The sequence below is a fragment of the Myxococcus virescens genome (assembly GCF_900101905.1).
Taxonomy (GTDB): Bacteria; Myxococcota; Myxococcia; order Myxococcales; family Myxococcaceae; genus Myxococcus; species Myxococcus virescens.
The window spans coordinates 1-19,548 of sequence record NZ_FNAJ01000018.1 but is presented as its reverse complement, the minus strand read 5'-3'; the positions used below and the strand labels follow the sequence as shown (position 1 = coordinate 19,548).

Sequence of the window (19,548 nt, the reverse complement as noted above, 5' to 3'; positions counted from 1 at the left end):
TAGCGGAGTCTCGATGAAGCCGTATATGGGTCCTTCTGTTTCGCTCCTTGGAGCCTTGTGCCTCATGCTTCCGGGGAACGCCTTGGCGCAGAGCCTGTGCCTTCCCGGAAGCGACTGCTGCGGCGTCGAGCCGTGGTCTCAGACCGTGACGGAGCCTGCAGCGGGTCGCGGGAACGGGCAGGAGTCGCCGGCATCTTTCTCACGCGTCTTCACCTCCCTGCCCGGCATGGAGGCGGGTGGTGTCCCTCGCGTCTACCAGACGGTGGACTCATGTGACGCCGCCGGGGCATGCAGCCCAGGCAGCGTGCGCCACGAATGGGCCTGTGCGACCGAGAACGCGCACGCCTACGAGCGCGCCATCAAGAACAAGCGGGATGCCTGGGAGGTGTACGTCCACGCTCCGTCCGGTGAGGGAGCCGGGGCGCCCGCAATGACGATGGAGAAGAGGACCGTGCTCCGCGGGGCCCAGGACATGGCGGGCACTGGCGCACTCATCGAAGAGCACTACACCCACAGCTACGGGCCCGGTGGACAGCAGCAGTTGGCTTCGGTGGAGAAGGCCAGCTTGCTGGGCGGCGCTGACGAGCGGGCCCGGACTTACCACCGCTACAACACCTCGGGCCGGCTGGTGGCTTCCATTCGTTCCGGGTGGACTCGTGACATGGACAGGCAGACGAATGCCTGGAGCACCCAGAAGCGGTGGATTGGCACCTTCTACTTCGTTCAGCGCACGGGTGAGGAGACCTCGGATCCATTGGGGCGGGTCCTCGAGGTCCACGGCCCTTGCTGGGTGGATGGCGAGGCCGCCACGGACTGCCAGGCTGGAACCAACTACCCGCTCACACAATACTTCTACTGGGCGGACTCGGAGACCACGGGCTTCCGCAAGAACCAGCTGAGGCGGGTGGCTCGCTTTCCCGCAGGCCCGTCAAGCGCGCCCGTCGACACGCGATTCAACGCATATGATGTCGCTGGAAACGTCACTGAGCGCGTCGATGCGAACGGCGTGACCACCGTCTTCACCTGGAATGATGGCCTTCTGACGGCGCAGACGGTGCGAACCTCCGGGCCACAAACGGACATCGTCACCCGCTTTGGCTATGACGACGGGCACCTCGCGTGGGTGCAGCGGCCTGAAGCGAATTTCGAGGTGTTCTGCTACCGCACCGGGACACCCTCTGGGGCCTGTAGTGGCGGAACACTCACCGAGAACCTTCAATGGAAGGCTCGGGCGGCGGATAGCACGGGAGCCGTCTGGACGGAGAAGGTCGCCTTCACATATTGGCCGGACGGTTCCTTGAAGGAAGAGCGATTCCTGGAGGCACCGGGCGTGGCTCGTCGCGTGCGCTCCTTCGCCGCGGATGCGCATCTGCGCCCCACGCACGAGAAGTGGGGTGTTGGGCCTGGCAGCTACACGAGCGCGAGGTCATTTGACGGTGCGGACAACCTGACTGGGGTTGGACATGCCTTCAACGCCCCGCCTGCGTGGTGCGGTGTGGGGCCCAATGGCGTGCCGTCGGCTGCGGTCTGCAGCTCGCTTTCGTACGACCGGGCGAACCGTCTCGAACAAGTCGACGAGTTTCCTTCCGAGGGGCAGGGACAGCGGTTGCTACTGCGCTACGACGCACACGGCAATGTTTCGTCCCTCAAGGCGGGTTGCCTCAGCAGCAATACCTTCGAGGCATGCACGCAGCCTTCCGCGACCTTCACCTATGACGACTTCGGCAATCTCGTGGAGGTCGCGCCCCCACAGATGAATGGCGCCATGCGCTATGCCTACGACGCGCTCGGCAACAAGACCGTCGAAGTCTCGCCGTACATGGGCAGTACCTTCAAGATCCCGCTGCTCTTCACGTACGACCATCTCTCCCGACTGGTCCAGGTCCAGGCGCTCTACGCAGACGCGGACTTCGTCTTTACGCACTACAAGCTCGCGTATGACAACGAGGGTACGCCTCCGTCTGGCTGTGCGACGCAGCTCAAGAGCATGGGCCGGCTTCGGTATCGGGAGGATAGTTTTGGGCGCACCTGGTACCAATATGATGACTTCGGCCGGGTGGTTCGCGAGATTCGGGTGCGGGCCAATGCGTCCGGGTGCGGCCAGGGGCTCGATCTCGATCCGGACACCCACTACAGCTACACGCCGAACGGTAACCTCGCATCCATCACGTATCCCCACGGCCGGCAGGTGTCGTACGTCCATGGCGTGGGGGCCGGCGTCGACCGGGTCACCGCCGTCGACGTGACACACCACGATGGCACGGAGTGGCAGACCCGACGCGTCATCAGCGGCGTGGTCTGGGAGCCGTACGGCGGTTTGAGGGGCTACCAGCAGCAGCACGTTCGTGCAGACGTCACCCGCTCGGTGGAGTACATGCTCGGGGACGATGCCTCCATGCCGCCGGCGACGTCAGCGGCGGCCTGCGCAGATACGCCGCCTTCAGCCGCGTCGACCGATCTGACAGGGCGACTCCGGTCCTTGCGCGTGTCGTCCGGGCCGCTCAGCCCTGGTTCGGGGACTGGGGACATCTACAGCCGCACCTATACATGGACCGCTGACCTGGTGCGCAGGATCGACACCTGTTTGCTCGACTCGACGCAGGCCCAGACAGAGGAGTTCTCCTACGACCGGACGTTGCGGCTCACGAGCGCAAGTCGTCCTTCTGGAAACCTTGCCGCGGCGGGAGGGCCGTATGCATCGAGGACCTACGTCTTCGACCGTCGAGGCAATCGCACATCGTCCTCGGAAGACGGTCTCAGTAGGACGACGACCTATCATTTTTACGGCCCCCAGGATCCCGACCACTTGTTCGTCGAGAACTCGGGCCCGGGGCCCATGTTCGCCAACACCTTTTATTACGACCCGAATGGCAACGTGAGCAGGAAGGCCACGAACCGGCTCACGACGGGTGATAGTCATACCCATCTCAACCTGAATCCGGCGGACGGCGTGCGGGACCAGCACATGCGCTCGATGAGCGTGGGCTGGACGAACTCCTACTACGTCTACCTGTACGACGCCTTCAATCGTCGGCGTCTCAAGGACTATCCGACGGGCGTTCGTGAGGAGTTTTTTCACGACCTGGGCGACCAGTTGCTGTCGGACAGAGGCGGCGATCGGATCCTCGCGCCGGTGAACTACCTGATTGAGGATGACTTCGTGTGGTTGGGGGGCAGGCCGGTGGCCGTGGTTCGCGGCAAGTTCACGCCGCAGTGGACCCGACTGTCGGATGACTCGCCCGAGTGTGCACGCAACGGAGACCCGGCTGCCTGTGGTCTCTACTTCATCGTCACGGACCACGCCGGCAGGCCCGTGCTCATGATGGATGCGGATGGCCGCATCACGGGGACCGGCGAGTACGATCCGCTCGGACACGTCAATCGCGTATCCCATTACGCGATGTCCGGAAATCCCTACGGTGATGGCCTCGACCAGGAGTTGACTCGATTCCAGCAGCCGGCACGGAGCGCATCACTGAAGCTCCAGGCGCGGGTGCTTTTCAGCCTCATCGACACCGAGCCCGCACACGACTACGTGTTCCTCAAGGATGGGAGCACGGGCGCCCAGCTCGCAGGCCCCTACAGTGGCACGAACCGGGGCATGGTCTGGAGCGACTGGGTCGAAGCCACGAATGGCGAAGTCGCCGTGCAGTTCGTCACCAACATGACCTGCGATGCCGCCACCTGTGGTGCAGACGCGGGCGTGCCTTCGAACTGCACCTGTCCAGGAACCGCGCGGCGGCGTGGCGTCGCGATTCCCGCCTACGAGTACCGGCGTTTCGAGAACGGGGCAGCACCCTTCTGGACGAACCTCCGACGGGTGGGGCAGTACTACGACACCGAGTCGGACCTGTTCGACGAAGGCATGCGGTCCTACGACCCGAGCGTGGGACGGTATTTCCAGCCGGATCCGCGCGTCCTCGATCCTCAGGTCATCATCTCGAACGCGCTTCAGGGCCGGAGTGCCGCGCCCTACGTCTACGCCCACAACAATCCGCTCCAGAGCCTGCGCACGGAAGCGGAGGCCAACATGCGTCTTCCTGGGGGCTCGACCTGGAACGGCCATCCCGCTCCTGGAGCCTCTCTGGGGGAGGATCCCCGGCATGGGGTGGAGTTGAACCTGGGCATAGTGCGCGACAGCACGCGGCGTGACGTAACAGGGCCGTAACGGCAGGGGAACGGGCGAGGCGCCACGATGAAGCACGGTTCATTCATGCAGCGTAGGACGGCAGGCAGGACGCGCCGCGCTCTCCACCCCGGGTGGAGAGCGCCGGAGCGTGCGCGACACCGGGATCTGGGCGCCTGGCTCGTTGCCACGCCTGGGGACGGGATGACCGTGTTGGTTCGACGTCTGCGAGCCCAGAACCGTAGTGCGAAGAGGGGATGTCGGATGAGTCGGTTGCTGCAGGTTCTGGCGCTGGGGCTCTGGGTTGCCGCGTGTACGCAGGAGGCCCGTCCCTCCGAATCAGCCGCCGCGAAGGTGCTGAGCGCCGCCGTCGAGGCGGCTGACGCGGCTCCCACAGACGTTTGCGCGGAAGTGGAGCCCGAAGGGCACTCCGCCGACTGGGTGGCGGGACCGGTTGAGTCCACGGGCACTCCGGTCGCGACGACGTTTGCCGCGAGCGCAGGCGAATGGGGCCTGCTCGCCCTCCAGCATGGAGATGGGCTGGGGCAGGGGGCGGCGGGAACCGCCGAGGTGCTTCTCGATGGGCAGCGCGTCGCCTTCGCGGGCAGTGGCGAGGGCTTGAAAGCCGTCCCCGTGTGGCTGAGCGCGAGCAATCAGCTCGAGGTTCGAGCCACCGGTGGCAGCTCCGCCCGCGCATCCGTGGCTCACCTGTCCAAGTTGCCTTGCACGTTGCTCGATGTGACCGTCGAGCGCGGGCGGGGTGCCCCTGCGCGCGTGTCCCGGAGCTTCCATGGGGCAGGCCCCGGGGCTCAGGGCGTCCTGGTGGTGGAGGCACGGAATGGCAACTCGCTCGTTGGCCAGGTGGTGTTGAACGAGCGCGTCGTCATGCGCCTCAGTCCCGAGGCGGGGCCGTTCCGCCCTCGCGTCATCCAAGTGCCCCTGCTGATGGCGAATACGCTGAAGGTCGAGCTCTCCGGCGGCCAGGGTTCGTCCATCCAGGCCCGCGTGTTGGATGTCGACACGCTCGCGCCGATGTTCGAGCTGACGTCACCCCAGGATGGCACGCTGGCAACCGCCACGCCCTGGGAGGTGAGCGGTACCGCGGGACTCGACGTCACCCGCGTGGAGGTCAACGGTGTTCCCGCGACCCTGACGTCGGGGACGTGGAGTGCCTCCGTGCCGCTGACTCCGGGGCAGAACGCCCTGGTCACGACGGCGCGAGATGCCTGCGGCAACGTGCGGCGCAGCTGCCGTGCCGTGACGCTCGACGACCAGAAGCCGGTGGTGACGGTCTCCGGCGTTTCAGAGGGGCAGTACGTCCGTGGCCCCGTGGTGCTGACCTACACCGTGGAGGATGCGCACCTCGACACGGCGACGGCCACTCTGGATGGCCTGCCTTTCTCCAGTGGCGGCAGCGTTTCAGGTGATGGGCCACACGTCCTGGTGGTCACGGCGGTGGACCGGGCCGGGAACACCGAGGTGGTCCAGCGGAGCTTCGTCATCGACTCCGTGCCCCCGGAGTTGGTCGTGCAGTCGCCTGTCGCGGGCCTCGTCACCCAGGAGGAGCAGGTCGAGCTCGTCGCGTCCGTCGTAGAGGCCAATGTCGTCGCCAGCGTGAAGGTGGGCGGCCAGGACCTAGTCCGTGGCGGCGATGGGCTGTGGCGGCGGACCATGGCGCTGACCGAGGGCGCCAACCACCTCGTTGTCTCGGCGATGGATGCTGCCGGCAATGCCGATACCGCCACGCTCACCGTGTTGCGGGACTCCACGCCGCCCCAACTGGTCGTGACCAGCCCCTCGGCGGGGGCCCGCATCGGTGGGCTGTCCGTCAAGGTCCGTGGCACCGCGACCGACACCTCGCCGGTGGTGCTCACCTTGAACGGAGCGCCCATCCAGGTGACTGCGGATGGCTCCTTCGAGATCGACCATGCCTTGAGCCAGGGAGACAACACGTTGGAGCTCCTGGTGACGGACGCCATCAACCTCTCCGCCGCTCGCACCATCCATGTGCGTGCGAATGGAAGGGCTCCGAACCTGACGGTGACTGAACCTACGTCGGATACACAGACCGAGGAGCGGACGGTGACGGTGCGTGGCACGGCATCCGTCGAGGACACCGAGGACTCCGTCACGGTGGTGGTCGCCGGTTCTCTGGCCGCTGTCTCGGGGGATGGGGCCTTCGTTCGAACCGTTCAGCTCACGCCCGGACACCAGACGCTTCGCGTCGTGGCCATGGATGGCTACGGACTCCAGACGGAGCGCATCATCAACGTGACGCGGGTCGTCTCGGAGCCCGACGGGGGCTCCACGGACGCGGGGACCCTGCCGGATGCCGGGAGCGGCACGGATGCGGGCAGTGAGCCTCAAGTCGACTCCGGGACGCCCGGAACCGACGCGGGTACGGGTTCATCCGCACCCGTGCTCCGTGTGGACATGCCGTCCCCCGATGCGGTGCTGGGTGGCGAGAGCCTGGCAGTGGTGGGGCAGGTGGAGGGCGGCACGCTCCCCCTCGACGTGAAGATCAACGGTGTCGCCGCGACGATGATGGTGCGCAGCTTCAGCCAGTCACTTTCGCTGCCCGAAGGTGACCACACGCTGACCCTCGTCGTCACGGACGCGGACGAGCGGACCGCGAGCACGACGCGCACGGTGACCGTGGACCGGACTGCGCCCATGCTGGAGGTGACGCGACCTGCAGCGAGCCCTGTTACCGTGAGTGAGTCTCCCTACCTGATTCAGGGCATTGCGGGTGACAAGCACCTCGCGGGAGTCACGGTCCAGGGGGTGCCCGTCACGGTGATGGGAGGCAGCTTCAGTGCGGCCGTGCCGCTGTCCATGGGCCAGACCGTCGTGAACGTGGTCGCGAGCGACCGGGCTGGCAACCAGAAGCACCGCAACGTCGTGCTGAACGTCGAGAACGCGCCCCCGGTCATCACCGTGCTCGAGCCCGCAAGTGGAAGCGAGGCTCCGGCGGCGACGGTTCGTGTCCGGGCTCGCGTGGTCGCCTTCGCGGCGCTGAGCGAGGTGCGGATCGGAACGGGACTGGCGGCCGAGGAGTCCCCCGGAATCTATGCGGCGCACGTGCCGCTGGCCCTGGGGGAGAACACGCTCACGGTGACCGCCACGGATGTCCGGGGCTTCTCCGCAACGAACTCCGTGACGGTGTTCTATCGGGACCCCGCGACGGAACCGCTGGTCGTGACCGGCGTCCAGCCGGAACCCGGTGCGGTGAACGTCAAGACAGATGCGCTCATCAGCGTGTCCTTCAACAAGGCGGCGACGCTGGAGTCGGTTCGTACCGGATTCCGAGTGCTCCATCGAGGCGCCGACCTGCCTGGAGGCTATTCACTCGCGCCGGGTGGACAGACTGCGACTTTCATCGCGCGCTCGCCACTTCCCGAGAGCGAGCCGCTCGAGATCCGTGTGTCGGACCTCCACGCCGCGGTGGGGCCCGGGCAGGCCGACGACTTCCGTAGCGAACTGACCGTGCGCCGTCCGCTGACGCGGATTCGCGGCTTCGTGATGGACGACAGCTTCCAGCCGCTTCCTGGCGCCCGCGTGGTCATGGAGGGCACTGGAGAGTCGGTCCGCACGGGGGCGGATGGCAACTGGTCCCTCAGTACCTCGGTGTCTGGACCTCAGGTTCTGCGCTACGAGGGGGGAACGAGCCAGGATGGGAGGCCGCTCCCGACGGTGCGGCGCCTGCTGACCGTCACCGCGGAAGAGGAGACGGTGGACGTTCCGGTCGCGTTGACGGCCGTGGATACCGACAGCGCGGTGCGCGTGGATACGACTGCTGCGCTGCACGTGGATTTCTCGTCGCGGCACGAGGGCTTGACCCTGGATGGCAGCGCCGACGCACTCCTGTTCGAGAATGGCCAGACGCAGGGAATGTTGACGGCGACCCGGCTCGAAGCCGTGACGCTGCCGATGAAGCTGGGGAGCCATTCGACGCCCACCGCCGTCTGGCAGATCGGGCCGGCCGGACTTCGCGTCCAGAAGCCGCTCATGCTCCAGTTCCCGAACGTCACGTCGAAGGGGGCGGGGCACTTCGCTGTCGTGCTCGCACACGAGCCGCGCAATCACACGCTGGCGCGCATGGGCCTGGCGCGGGTATCCGCCGACGGCGCGTACGTCCGGACGGAGACCCCGCTGGACCTCCGCTCGGTGGAAGTCATCGGCTACATGATGCTCACCGACGAGCAGCACACCATCGTGAATGACGCCCTGGCGAACATGGGCGGGCAGGGGGCGTCCCCGGACGACGGTGGCATGCAGGGAACCCTGTTCCCTGGGCAGTTGCCCGCACGTCCCATGGGGCCGCTCTGGAAGCAGGCGCTCGATGCGCTCTTGAGCGAAGCCCACGCGCAGTACCCGCCAGGAACCCAGGTCTATTCGCAACTGGACCAGTCCATCCAGAACCAGGTGCCCGCGACGGTGGTCGGTGCACTCCGCGCCCCTGAGGACCGTCGGATTGCCGTGGGCCTGTCGAAGGACACGCAGCGTTTCATCGCCGTTCCCCGTCAGGTGGCCTTGCCCTACCGAATGCCCGTGTCGATGCAGGTGACACGCGTCGCGACAGGGGCGTCAGGGGCGCGCATCGACGCCATGCTCTCCGCGAAGGCGGCGAATGGTTCCGAGATCGCTCCGCCGGCAGGAGAGGTCTGGGCCGCGAGCAGCCAGGCTGAGGATCAGACGGAAGTCACACTGACTGGCAATGTCGAACTGTCGCGCGGAACCACCACCATCTTCTTGCGCGGACGCACTGGGAGCGAGCTGCGGACCTACATCCTCCAGGTTGAGACGGTTCCGGTGGATCCGGAGGCGGGAACCGCGCCCGATGCAGGAGCAGCAGGCGATGGCGGCACTGGGGGAGCTCCGTATCGGCTCGTCTTCAAACTGGATGAACAGGCCACTGCGGGCACGGAGGAGATGCACTCCGTGGTTCGCTTCCCGGGCATGCGCGTCACCGTCACGGGGCCCGGTCCGACGATGAGTGGGGTGACGGGCGCTACGGGGGAGTTCGCCATTCCTGTGTCGGTTCCCGCTGGCGCCTCAATGGGCATTGCCTGTGCGGATGTGCCGCTCGGCGCCAGGCCCGTGCTCGGGCGTGACACGGCGACGGGCGCCCCCGTCGTTCAGTCCATGGTTTCCGCGAGCTACCCGACCTGCTCACCTACCTTTACGGTCAGCTCGGGAAGCCAGGTCCGCGCGGATCTGCTCGTGGATGCCCGGCTGCTCCACGGAGCGTTGCACTTCGTGGACCGAGAAGGCCGGGCGCTGCGTCACGACTGCGAGGCAAACGCATCCAGCGAGTACAGCCCGGATGCGGGGGCATATGTCTCCATTGCCAATGCGGACATTTCACAGACGGAGGTCCACTTCTTCCGTGGGGATGACCTGACGCGCCCCATTGCCCAGTTCACGGTGGGCGTGCCCGACAACGAGTGCGCGCCGGCACCGCAGGGACAGCGCGATCCGCAAGGTCGTTATGCGAGAGTTCGCATGGGGCCCACGACGCCCTTCAAGCGTGTCATCCGGGAGCGCTGCCGAGAGCTCAACCCCGCCCTCGTCTATGACCCGAGTGCGCCTGCCCCCAGTCACCTGAGCGAGGCCGACCGCGCCTTCTACGAGACGGAGTGTCGCGACAATCACACCAACTTCCTGCGGTTGACCGCCGGTGAGCCGCTGGTCGTCGTCGCGGTCAACCATGCGACGGGTCACACCGGAATGACGCGGCTACCCGTTCCGCCCATCTCCAAGAAGCAGTTGGATGAGACTGGACGCTGCGCACTGGACGATGAGCTGGGGCCGCTGAAGGTCGTGGAGTTCGGCCAGACAGTGCAACTGTCGCGCTGTTCGGTGGCGCAGCTCGGCATTGATGCGCCGGTGTACCTCTTCCCGCCGGAAATCGACGTGCGCATCTGGCGCAGTGCCGAGGCCGGGGGCATTCAGCAGGACCTGCCGCCGACGCTCGTCCGTCATGGCGGCGCCGCCACGACGCGTGACAACTACGTGCACCTGGACACCCACTGGCGTGTTCGGACGATGGCTCCGGTTGAGTGGCGTAGTGAAGACGGCGGTGTGCGGACGTCGCCCATCGACGCGGGGCTACCCCCGGACAGAGTGGACGGCGGCGTGTCCCAATGCGGGGCAGGCAGCGGACCGGATGGTAGTGCCAATCCGAATTGCACGCCGAACGTCCTGCGGGATGTCGGTATCTCGGGCGTGCTGCTCGAAACGTGCTCGGAGTACGGGCCAGGCGCGGCGGCCTCCGCGACCAAGCAGGCCGCGTGCCTCCGTAGCCAGGATCTCCAGGACGTGCCTGCTGGCGTTCCGCCGCTGGCGGGGCGGGTGGTGCGCGTCACGGACTCCGCTATGGAGCAGCCCGAGGTGACGCAGTTCGCGGTGGTGCCGGGCCGAGGCTCTGGCGCGCTCCAGGCCGCGATGCGAATCATGGGAGCTGACGGTCAGCAGATGACCGTGGGCAGTCTGCCGCGCGCCAATTTCTACCTCCACGTCGTTGGGCATCAGGTGTTTCCTCGAGACCTCGACGGCGATGGCGTTCTTGCTCCGAGTGAGCGCAATTCGAGTCCGCCCGACTTTACGGAATCGGAGGAGGTTGACCTGCCTGGGATGCCCTCACGAGCGCTCGGGCTGAAGAACGTCTATTCCAGCATGGACCCAGATGGCTTCCGGGTCCTGCGGTACGACCGCGACCGTGAGCACGAATTCCGCGTGCTCGATCTGACCAATCCACGAGTCGTGGCCCAGAACAGCGTCGGCCAACGCGACGTGGGAAGCGAAGAGTCCACGGAGGCGGCTCTCGACGACCTTGCCTACAGGTTCCTCGCGGCCCTCTTGGAGCCCGACGAACCCGGGCGTGCCGGGACGCTGACTGGCGACTATGTGGTGCGCTTCGGTAGCGACCAATATGGAGTGGAGTGTGATGTCAGCTTCGACGACGGCGCGTTGGTGGGCTCGTGCGACAACGAGTTCATTGACGACGTCCTCGCGGCGAATGACATCCTGTACATGGAGTTGTATCTCAGCGGAAACGCCGAGAACGTCCTCTATCGCTTCAACTTAATGGGCGTGTCTCCGCGCATCGACCTGCTGAAGGCCGGCAGCGCCTTTACGGCCGAGCGGTCTGTCGAAGTCGATGCCCAAGGTCAGGCAGTGACCGACCGGCCCGTTTCGACGCCCGCCGTTGCTCGGTTCGCCCTTGACCCGGGCGTCATCCACCGAGGGCGGGTGAAGGTGTGCACGTCCGAAAACTGCGCCGCGGACACCCTTCTCAAGCAGGCGGATGTGGAGTTGCTCGGCAGCGGCGCCTATCGAGTCGTTGGCGAAACAGGGACAACGCAGCAGAAGCTCGAACAACTCGACGAGGTGGGGCTCAACGCGGCCCGGTTCTTCCAGGTTCCAATTCCCGCAAACATGGTCTCGATGCCAGGTGCCCTTACCGCAGGGAGGCGGTTCTACCTGGTCCAAGAGATTGAGCTTCCCGAGCCTCGTCACCTCGTCCAGAGGCTGGGGCGTCCGCAAGGCCGTTTCGAGGGAGCGAATGCCCGAGCGCCGGGCCAAGCGACCATTCAGGGCATCAACGTAGCCGACGGCCACCTCGCATTCGAGCACGAGGATTTCTCCGTTCCACACATGGCCGAGGTGGTCCGCTTCGCGCGTACCTACAACAACCAGAGCAGTCGCGTAGGGCCCACGGGCGTGGGCTGGACGCACAGCTACGAGGGCTACGTCCAAGAGGAGAAGGTTGGGCGTTATACCGTCGTGCTCGCAGGGCAGGCGTACGACGTTCCACTGTGCGGTGCCATCGACGAAGAGGAATCTACTGCGGATAGCTGCGCTACCGACCGTTCACATGGGCTGGATGTGACGTTGGTGAAGCGCGATGGCCTGAACGTCGTGGTGGTGAAGACCCCTGATGGGTTCGTCTACGAGTTTGGAACATTGGCTCGTGGCTCTTCGCCAAAGATGCGGCGGCGCTGGCTGCTCGACAGGTTCCACAACGGTCGCGGACGGGAAGACGACGAAGGGTGGACGAAGCTGGTTTACCGGGCCGAGGACACGCTCCTGGACTCCGTGGAGCGCTCTCCCGGCAAGCTGCGCCTCGAGTTTGACTACGAAGCCATTGATGTTGCGAATCCTGCCGTCGCCTATCGACTGCGGAACCTGTCGCGGAATGAAGGGTTCAAGCTCCTCAAGTCGGTGGAACTGGTCCTCATCTCTGACGAAAAGGTCTTGCACAGCCTGGAGTTCGGGCACGACGAACGCGGAAACCTGACCCGCGTCACCAGGGTTTCAACGTCCCTTCCCACCGCAACGCCCGGGACGGATTCGAACGCAACGCAGTCGTGGGAGTACGCGTATCTTCCACTTCCCGCGGACATGTCTGGATACAAGCAGTGGCTCGCCTCCAATGAATTGGCGACAGCAAAGTACTTCCTGAGCCCTCCGATGGGAGGCGAGCGCAAGGTCCAGTGGCAAGTGACGTACGGTCGTACAGCTTCGCAAGGCACCTACGCGCACTTGGATGTGCGGGAAGTGGTGACCTCAGTACATGGAACGGGGATGCCCAGCCCGGGCTGGCGCATTGTTGCGCCTGATTCCTCGACCCGAAAAATCCACCGTCCGGATGGCGTCGAAGTCACACTTCAGCTCAATGCCTACGGGAACACGAACGCAGTGCGCGTCCCGGATTTGGGCCCCAGCACGATGGCATGGGGCAGTGATGCCCGTGGCGGCCCTGTGCAGATGGAAGTCTCAGCGTCACCATCGGGGCGCAGCATCCGGAATGAGCACAACAACAGGATGCAGCTCGATCGTAAGTTGCTTGAGGAAGCGCCTCCAAACAGCATCCCCATACCGGGTGTAGGCGCCTCGGCCGAACTGTGGTCCGTCCAGTCTCGTCACGAGGCGACTGGTCGCATAACCAGCATGACGGTGCTTAAGGGGGGGGCTCAACAAGCTTCCGTAAGCACGCCACTGACGAACGCAGGTGATCCGATGGGGGTCACCATCAGCGATGGGGCGTTTGGGACTGCATTCGCCGCGTCCCAGTTCCCTGATCCAGACGGCGTGGTCATCGAAGGAGAAGATCCGGCGGGCAACACGTTGCTCTACTCGGGGCACGAGAACCAACCGCTGGGCCTGCCCACGCACGTGACAGTGACGCACCCTGAGCACGGTACTGAAACACCTACCGGAGGTTTGCTTCGCTATACCATTGCCTACAGCTACGACGACCTGGGGAACCGCGTTTCAGAACACAATGAGACCACCGGGGCGCGGGTGGATTTGGCCTATGACTCAGTCGGACGGGTGCTCACGCGAAATGTGGCAGGTCAGCCCTCGCAGGAGTGGAGCTATTCGTATGAGCTTGGTGACGATGAACTGACTGTCACGGAATCGCTTCCTCTTGGACATTGGGGCCGGACGCAGATTCGCAAGACGATTACCCGGGAGGGGCTCAAGCGCGAAGAGACCGTTCACTATGGCCGGGACGATCAGCCGGCAACAGTGCGCTACACTGGCTACCTGGGGACTCAGCTGCGCTCGTTCCAAGATGAACGAGGGAAACTCCATGAGTTCGTCTACGACTCTGCAGGACGTTTGACGGGAGAGAAGGTCGATTCGGTCTCTCTTTACACGTACTCGCTCGATGAAGACGGAAAGGTTGTTGAAGAAACGGATAGCAATGGATTGCGGACACGTATCGGCTACGACGCTCTTGGGCGCGCAGTCCGTTGGGAATATGAATCGAAGATCAATGACCCTGGCTGTTCGGGTGACTGCACGTTCTCCGATGTCGAGTCCGTCGTCCTGAACGCGTCGGGTGCCGTTGTCGAACGTACGTTTGGATCACTCAAGGACGGTTCCGTTCGAAGGCCGCACATTGTTGAGTCGACGGTGGATGCACTTGGTCGCGAACGAAGGGTTGCCAGCCATGTAGATAGCCAAGGTGGCATCAATTCACGGACTGAATACGATGAGGCGGGTAGGGTAACGCTCCAGGAAGATTACGAGACGGAGCTCCGTGACACTTATGAGTATGCCGACGTCATGGGGCGCCTGACGCGACACGAGCGCACAGTTCAGTCGGTTCATGGGACAAGAACCCTGCTCGAGACGCATGCCTATAGCGACTCATCCTCGGGCACGACCACGACCGTCGTGACAAGGACCCTGAACGGCAGAGACGAGGCTTCAGACCGGCAGGAGGTTAGGACTTATACGGTCGACACGCTCGGACGTGTTCGAACAATGCAGGAGACGGTTGACGGACAGCTTGCCATACATTCCTGGAGCCATGATGCGCTCGGTCGACAAGTTAAACACACCGATCCCTCGACGTTCAGTCGAGAAACGACGTGGGAGTATGACGCGGCTGGCAACCTCTTAAGGGCTAGCGCCCCCGCGACTGGCACGATTGAGTATTATCATGATGAGCAAGGTCGAGTTCGCAGACGAGTCGGACCGCAGATTAATGCTCAGTTGGAAATGTACTATGACGCTCTGGGGCGGATCGAGCGTCGCACCCAGGCCCTGGACCCAAGCAGTCCGGATGGCGCACTGGCCGAGTGGCGCTTCGAGTACCTTGGTGGTGGTGTAGAAAAGGAGTACGCTCCACACTCCACCACCATTACCCGAACTCAAAATGCCCGCGGACTGGTTGAAGAAGAGTTCTGGGAGCAAAAGGATTATGAGGCGCACACTGTACGTACTCGATACGACGGCGCTTGGGTGAAAAGGCAGGAAACTGCAGAGGGCCAGTCCTTGCTCGTGGTGTCTCGCGAGGCCACAAACGCTATCGATGACCGTGGGCGTGCGCGAAATGAAGTTGAAGCGTGGTCCTCGCAAGGGCGCGAATACCGCTACGAGACGAGCACGCAATGGAACGGTCGGCAATCTACGGCTGTTAATTCGTGGACATGGGGAACTACGGATCTGGGAGGCAGGACTGTAACGACCCAGTTTGACAGCCTCGGCAATGCTGTTCGGCGCACCCAGGGCGGCGGCACGGACCAATGGGACTTCTATGCCGACGGGAAATCGATGTGGGAAGCCTCCTTCGGCTTCGATGCCGATGTTGCCGCACGAACGTGGACCTACGAAACAAGCGGACGCGTCAAAGGAATGCGCTTCGGCCAGGAGTTGACTGCATATACCTACTATGCGGATGGCCTGCCTAGGTCTGTTACAACTCCCGATCTACGCATCCGCATGCTGGCATTCAATGCTCGGGGGCTATTGGAGACAGAGAAGTATGGGCGCGACAATGACGTTAGGAGCACCCGCTATGCCGCGCACGACAGCGCCGGAAACGCCACTCAGGTCTGGCATGCAGCTGACTCAGAGACTGAAAGAAGCGCGTGGAATTATGGCTATGGGCCAAACGGTGAGTTGCTCCGGGTGTCTAATGCTGACATAGGAACATTCGAGTACACCTATGACGCCTTCGGACACATTGCCGACATCAATCCTCCAGTAGGATCCGTCACGCCTTCTTCGGCATTCAAGTACGACTCACTTGGGCGTGAGCGCTCGCGCAGTCGCGGAACGTCAACCTGGAACACTACGTGGCGGAACGGAAGTACAGAGATACTGAATCCACTGGGAGAGCGCGTCGAGAGAATTCTCGATGGGCGCGGTCGTGTTGTTCGAGAATTGTTCAAGCCGGCTGCCCCTCAGGCGGACGCCTCAGGTGTTTCGCGGACGTTTAAGGATATCGAGTCAGTTGATTATGCTTTCAACGGCCTCGATCAATTGCGACAGGCGACTGAACGCCGTGGCAACAACCTAGTTGTTCGTAAGCTCGATTACGACTTGCGCGACCGTCTTTGGACCAACAGCGACGGCGAAAGCTTGATTCTCTATAGCTATCACGACAGTGGCGCATTGAAATCACTGCAATCTCCCGCAGGGATTGTTCAGTATGCGGTCGATGGATACCAACGACTGGATACGGTGATTTTGACCAATGGGCGTGCGCTTGATGTTGACTGGGAGGCTGGCGGCGAGCGCCTATCATCGCTGGGGGACGCATCAAACAAGCAGTCATATTGCTATGATGCGCGCGGTCGAATCAAATCGATAACGCACTCACCGCTTCCTGAGAACTGCGCCAGCCCAATTGCTTCGCCTTTGCTCCGCTTTAGCTACGAATATGACGAGCGTGACAACAGGCTATCTGAACTGGTGAGCAGGCAGGGCTCGGAAACGGTCGAGACGACGCAATTTGGATACGATGCCGCCGATCGCTTGACCGGGGTGCGCTACCCAGAGGGGCAGTCGGTCGTCTATAGCCTGTCGAATGATGGTTCGCGACTTGCAGAAAAAATTGTCTCTGCATATGCAGGCCCCTTGGGGAAAGGGGCTTTCGAGGCGGTAACGCATCCGCAGGAACACCTGACGTATCACTACGACACCTCTGACGCGCCCGGTTCTCTACGTGAGATTCGGAAAAAGGCTTTGAATCTACCACCTGGCGATGTCCCTACAGACATCGTCGTTGCGAGCTACTCAACAAACCGTGCAGGACGTGTGGTGCGCGATGCGCAAGGAGCACTCACGCGTTGGATGTATTTTGATGCGGCCGGCCGACTTGTTGAAATGGATTTGGTGGATGGCGATCGGCAGCAAAAACTCACATACTCGTATGATTACGCCGGACTACGTCGTTCCCGCTCAAATGGCGACAGCGTCACAAAGTACCTGTGGAGTGGGAGTTCGTTGATTGAGGAGCAACTGCCAGGTGCGGAGCCACTAATGTACCAGCGTGCAGCTGGACTGGTAGTGGCTACTGGCGGAGACCGCATTTTGCATGATGGGCTCGGGAGCGCGGTAGGCCGGCTCAAGACTGACGGTACCCTCACTACGACTCAGTTCGACGCCTGGGGTGGGTACCGCAAAGGAATCGCCCCGACGGCTGCGCAAGCCAGCATTGGATACACGGGCCATGCCTGGGACGCCGAAGCCGGACTCACCTACGCCCAGCAGCGTTGGTATGACTCGGCTACGGGGCGGTTCCTGTCCGAGGATCCGGTGGGGGCTGGGGCTTATCTTGGAGCGCCTAATGAGCTGAATCCGTGGCTGTACACGGCCGCTAATCCGTTGCGGTATGTGGACCCGGATGGTCGAGAGCTGACGTGGGCAGGTGCAAAAACCTCTGCAAAGGAAATAGCCCGGCAGGGAGTTAATGGGACACTGACCGCATATGAGTACGCCGTTCGGGCCTTCTCGCTGAGCCGACTTGACAGGGAAGGATATTACCTTGACGGGAATTGGAGCCTGCAGCCCAAGCCGGATGCGTATTACAAAGAGCGCGCCTTCCAGGCCCTGGAGAATCGGGAACGTGTCCTCGAAACCTTGGCAAAGGGGCCGAGCCGCACAGGCGCTGTCCTTGCGAAGAATAGCTTTGATGGGGCAGTAGACGGGATTGGCGGCAATATCACCAGAGCTGCCCAGAAATGCTATCGAGCGCATATATCGCAAGGGCCAGATGACAAGGGGACGAGTGAGTGTGTCGAAGCGCTGCCTGGTGCGGCTGGAGGAGTATTTGGGGCGCTGGAGCTCGCCACCGGCACCAGGGCGCTAATTAATAGTCTCCCGTCTGGTACGCCAAATGTTCCAGAATTGGCTCCGGCTGGTGTGCCTAATGGAGCGCTGAGGGCGGCCGACGAAGCAGAGGACTTGGCGACCTCATCTCGGCCGATGCAGATGAGCGCCGGGAACTCATACCCTGCAGGAGGGGCAGGTCCGGCCCAATCTCCGTCGACGCCGGCTCCAAGCCAGAGCGGGGCGACACAGCCAAGCCTTCCGGATTTCAATGATGCTGAGGTTGATGCCGCAATCGATGCGGCGAAATCATGGAACGCCTATGAGCTTCCGGGGCAAAATCCGAAAACGAAAAATGGACTAACCGGCATGAAGCTGAAGTTCGATCTTTCGAAAGACATATATTTCCATAACAATGCCAAGTTCAAGGGCATTGCCAATGCACCAGGAGGGAAAGTTGAAGTCCGTTACCATTCGGCCAATCCGAATGCGCCGATTGGAAAATACTCAAACCAGAATCCAACAACACAGGTCAATTCTGTCAACCCGAAGGAGTACATGTTGCCCGATGGAAGATTCAAGCCACTTTCGGCAATGACGGAAGCAGAGAAGGAAGCAGCGCATTTCAAGTAGGAGCGAGCTATGTACGAGCAGCTGCGGGATGCTTTTCATAGACAAGAGCCTGAATTGGTACTCACTGGCTATGTTGCCGATGTTGCAATATTTGACATGCTCGATTGTGATGGATATCGAGTAGGGGCAATGCGATGTCTAGGCGTATATGTGCTTTGCGTGACGACTCGACTAGAGTCGTATGGTCTTCTGGAGTGCTATCCTCGTGAGAATTTACCTGATGGTTTGGGGTGGATGAAAGAGGGGATGCCGGCAGGGTCCTCTGTTTTTCTGTTTGGACTTGCCGACGAGGATTCATCTTCTGAGTCTGTATTGCCCATGGTCGATGGGCACCGACTTGCCTATGTTGTGTGTGAGTCTGTGGAATTTCAGGCAATAAGCGGAGGGCGCTGATTGGTTCAATTGCCTCAACTTTCTTTGTGACTGCCGAAAATTCCATCGCAGCGTCATGGGTGCATCATGACGACCAGATTCCCAAAGCGCTTCCGAGGGCTCGAGGGCCTTGGTTAGCGGCGTATCGGGCCGTGGGCGCGCGGATGAGGACGGGTACGGCTATGGGGCGAACCCAGGGTGTGGAGAGAATCTCGCTGGACTCCACGCTCTGGTGGCCACCTGCAGGCCAACGGCGTCAATCCCGAGGAGTACTGGCCGACGTGCTGTTTCGAGTGCAGACACATCCCAACTCACGCATCGATGAGCTACGTAAGCGTCCGGCCAATGACGTGCTGAGGGGTGCTGAGTGAGGAGTCGCCGCCGTGGCCCCTGGCATGCATGTTGAAACCAGTGGAGAAGCAGGAGTGATACCGGGTCGATGAAGCCTTCGAGACGAGCGAACTGACTCTGAAGGAGGTTTCCGCGCAGCGCGGTGTGCGGTTTGGAGTTGCCCCCGTCAAATCGGACATGGTCAGAGGGGTGAAGCGGCGAGTCGAAACTCTCTCGGGGAGCGCATCTTCAGCGCCTTGTGAGGGTGCACGGTGTTGTAGTCGTGAAACCAGGCGGGGAGCTGCTGGAGGACTGCCTCGGCGCTGTCCAGTCGGGCCAGGTACACGTAGTCGCGCTTGAAGCTCTTCACGAAGGACTCCGCCATGCCATTGCTCTCGGGGGAGTAGGCCGGCGTGGTGCGGATGAGCAGGCCCAGGCTGCTCCCAAATTCGCGCGTCTCATGGGCTGTGTAGGCCGGGCCGTTGTCGGTCAGCCACTCAATGGGGTTCGAG

At 62.8% G+C, this 19,548-nt stretch carries 4 protein-coding genes; 3 read left to right on the top strand and 1 reads right to left on the bottom strand.

The features are described from left to right. Positions 1–145 precede the first annotated feature (145 nt). The 3 genes from BLU09_RS32245 (at position 146) to BLU09_RS38450 (ending at position 18,727) form a co-directional block, all read left to right on the top strand. Positions 146–4,168, top strand: coding sequence for an RHS repeat-associated core domain-containing protein (locus BLU09_RS32245; RefSeq protein ID WP_167371206.1), 4,023 nt, complete (start codon positions 146–148; stop codon positions 4,166–4,168). An 825-nt stretch (positions 4,169–4,993) separates the two neighbouring features. After that, positions 4,994–18,334, top strand: coding sequence for an RHS repeat-associated core domain-containing protein (locus BLU09_RS32240; RefSeq protein ID WP_143043238.1), 13,341 nt, complete (start codon positions 4,994–4,996; stop codon positions 18,332–18,334). A gap of 9 nt (positions 18,335–18,343) precedes the next feature. Further along, positions 18,344–18,727: a hypothetical protein gene (locus BLU09_RS38450; RefSeq protein WP_143043237.1), complete on the top strand. Its 384-nt coding sequence runs from the start codon at positions 18,344–18,346 to the stop codon at positions 18,725–18,727. 511 nt (positions 18,728–19,238) lie between these two features. Here the strand turns inward: BLU09_RS38450 and BLU09_RS32235 are convergent. Next, positions 19,239–19,548: integrase core domain-containing protein (locus BLU09_RS32235; protein WP_143043236.1), on the bottom strand; the 310-nt coding region annotated here is incomplete at its 5' end.

Bases quoted from the DNA above. Each gene is read 5' to 3' on its own strand.
- BLU09_RS38450 (WP_143043237.1), top strand. From the start codon at position 18,344: ATGTACGAGCAGCTGCGGGATGCTTTTCATAGACAAGAGCCTGAATTG.